The following is a 1537-nucleotide window of genomic DNA, read 5'->3' on the forward strand; positions in this document are numbered from 1 at the left end:
TGTTGCCGCCGCGTCGCCGGAGGCCTCCACATGCACAACAGAGGTGCTGGAGCGGCGTTCGAGGACCACGCCGACGCCGTCCACGTGCCCCTGCACGAGATGCCCGCCGAGGCGGTCGGCCAGGCGCACGGGGCGCTCCAGGTTGACCCGGTCGCCGGCGCGCAGCCCACCCAGGGACGAGCGGTCGAGCGTCTCCTGCATGACGTCGGCCGCGAACGCCTGCCCCTCGCCGTGGGGGAACCAGCTGGTGACGGTCAGACAGACCCCGTTGACCGCGATGGACGCGCCCTCGCTGACGTCCTCAAGTACCTTCGTGGCGTCAATGACCAGCCGAGCGGCGGCCGGCCGTGGTTCGACGGCCGCGACCACGCCGAGTTCCTCGACGATGCCGGTGAACATTCCTGTGTGCCCTCTCGTCCCGGCACCACGTCCGAGACGGAGGCGATCACGCGGGACACGTCCGGCGCATGGGCGCTGGACGGGCCGTCGGCAGGCCTGTGGGCCGCCGGACAGCACACGCCCGCGCGCGTCCTCCCATCCGGACTTTCACCGTCGGCCCCGGAATTCCACCGGGTCAGCCGTCCGCTGGCTGCGGACGGGTCGCGGACTGTCACCGCCGGTTCGGATTTTCACCGACCCCGGAGCGCGCGTGCTGCTAACTACCTGACCAAGTCTGGCACACGCGGACGGCACAGGTGCAAGAAAGCTCACGCGATACCGGACGGCAGTACACCGCTCACTCTTCGTCCATCTTCACGTGTTCGACCGCGCATGGTCGGCCTTGTATATCCGCTTTTGCGGGTATTTGCTACCGGGGCCGCTACACTCAAGAGGTTTATATAAGTGTTCCATATGAGCGACGTCACATGCGCGGCATCATGTGAGAAACGTCATGCAAAAACGCCATGCGCGTAACGGTCACGCGAGCAGGTGGGCGTTGACCGCCCGGACCGCGGCGGCCAGCGCCGGCACCTCGACGACGTCGAGGCCGGCCCGCCGCATGATCTCCACGCCTTCGCAGTCGACGAACAGCACGGGTTCACGCCAGGCGAAGACCACCCGGCGGATCCCGCCCTCGATGATCAGCTCCGTGCAGGTCCGGGGCCGGGAGGCCCGGGCGCTGCACGGCTCCAGCGAGCTGTAGAGCGTCAGCGGGCCGACCGGGACCGGCAAGCCGTCCCGGCCGCGTCGCGCGAGCCTGCGCAGCGCGACCTCCTCGGCGTGGTCATGCGGGTCCAGCTCGCGCGAGTAACCGGTCGCCAGCACCCGCACGGGCGCGTCCGCCGCCGGGCCTGCGCAGTGGTCGACGATGACCGCGCCCACCGAGAACGCACCCGGTGACGGCGGGCACCGCCGGGAGATCTCGACCGCCATCCGCAGCCACCGCTCGTCCGCGCCGGCCGTCACCGCGGCGCCGGCCGTTCCCGCGGCGCCGGCCGTTCCCGCGCCTGGTGCCCTGGCGCCCGGCGTCCCGGCATCGCCCGGTCAGCCCTTCCCGGGGACCGGTGCCACCAGCCGGGGGGCGGCGGCCAGCGCC

The 1537-nt window shown here is 71.3% G+C and carries 2 protein-coding genes and 1 riboswitch; both genes read right to left on the bottom strand.

Going from position 1 to position 1537, the window contains the following annotated elements; all coding sequences use genetic code 11:
* The coding region (locus NBX02_RS16580) for a riboflavin synthase (protein ID WP_445548481.1) at positions 1-399 on the bottom strand (399 nt) is incomplete at its 3' end.
* A gap of 123 nt (positions 400-522) precedes the next feature.
* Positions 523-651, bottom strand: a riboswitch (FMN riboswitch).
* Positions 652-918: 267 nt separating this feature from the next.
* Positions 919-1407, bottom strand: a complete 489-nt coding sequence (locus NBX02_RS16585; RefSeq protein ID WP_445548482.1) for a dCMP deaminase — start codon at positions 1405-1407, stop codon at positions 919-921.
* Between the last annotated feature and the right edge of the window lie 130 nt (positions 1408-1537).

The sequence above is a fragment of the Protofrankia sp. CiP1_Cm_nod1 genome (assembly GCF_920888515.1).
Classification (GTDB): Bacteria; Actinomycetota; Actinomycetes; order Frankiales; family Frankiaceae; genus Protofrankia.